At 38.9% G+C, this 928-nt stretch carries 1 protein-coding gene; it reads right to left on the bottom strand.

Translation table 11 applies throughout. The features are described from left to right. The coding region (desA, locus tag AC0KUU_RS29940) for a Delta(5) desaturase DesA (protein WP_473454049.1) at positions 1-926 on the bottom strand (926 nt) is incomplete at its 3' end. Between the last annotated feature and the right edge of the window lie 2 nt (positions 927-928).

Raw genomic sequence — 928 nt, 5'->3', positions numbered from 1 at the left:
AGGGACTTCAAGCTTGTGCTTAGTGTAATTGTTGTTGCTTTCTGTAATGGTGGCGTAGACTCATGCGCCTTTTCTAAATTATAGTTTGGAACTCTTGGAGCCAAGTGATGTACATGATGGAAACCAATATTACCTGTTACCCATTGTAAAACTTTAGGAAGCTTGTAATAGGAGCTACCATCAACCGCAGCCTTCACGTAATCCCACTCCTTTTCGTTTTCAAAGTAGGAATCCTCAAATTGATGCTGTACGTAAAATAGCCAAATTCCAAGTGATCCTGCTACAAAAAGGATGGGAGCTTGAACGAGCAGAAAAGCTTGCCAACCAATACCCCAACATAAAAGTGCATACACTGCAACAATTGAGAAATTTGTTAAATATGTGTTCAAACGTTCCTTTCGTTTCGCATCTTTTCGATTCAATCGGTTAGAAACTAAGAAAAGATAGATGGGGCCTAATCCAAACATAATAATTGGATTGCGGTAAACTCGGTAAGCTAACCGGCCCCAGTAGGAAGCTGCAATATACTCATCAACTGTCATGACCCACACATCACCAGTTCCCCGTTTATCTAAGTTGCTACTCGTGGCATGATGAATCGAGTGGCTTCGTTTCCACTGTTCATATGGAAACATGGTGATAACCCCACTAATTGTACCAAGGATATTATTGACTTTTCGACTTTTGAAAAATGATTGATGACAACAATCATGGAAAATAATAAAGATTCGGACGACGAACCCGGCTGTAACAATAGCTAATGGCAATGTTAGCCAATAAGAAACGGACAAACTTTGATAAGCTAGAAACCAAAGTAGGAAAAACGGAAGGAATGTGTTTATCAATTGCTTTATACTCGATTTTGTATTGGGTTTTTCAAAAGGTGCTACATTTTTTCTTAGTTCAGTCGTTTTTTGTTTGCTCATGT

This window comes from Priestia sp. ST2, assembly GCF_055810735.1.
The sequence above is the reverse complement of the archived record's forward strand: the minus strand, read 5'-3'. Positions and strand labels throughout refer to the sequence as shown.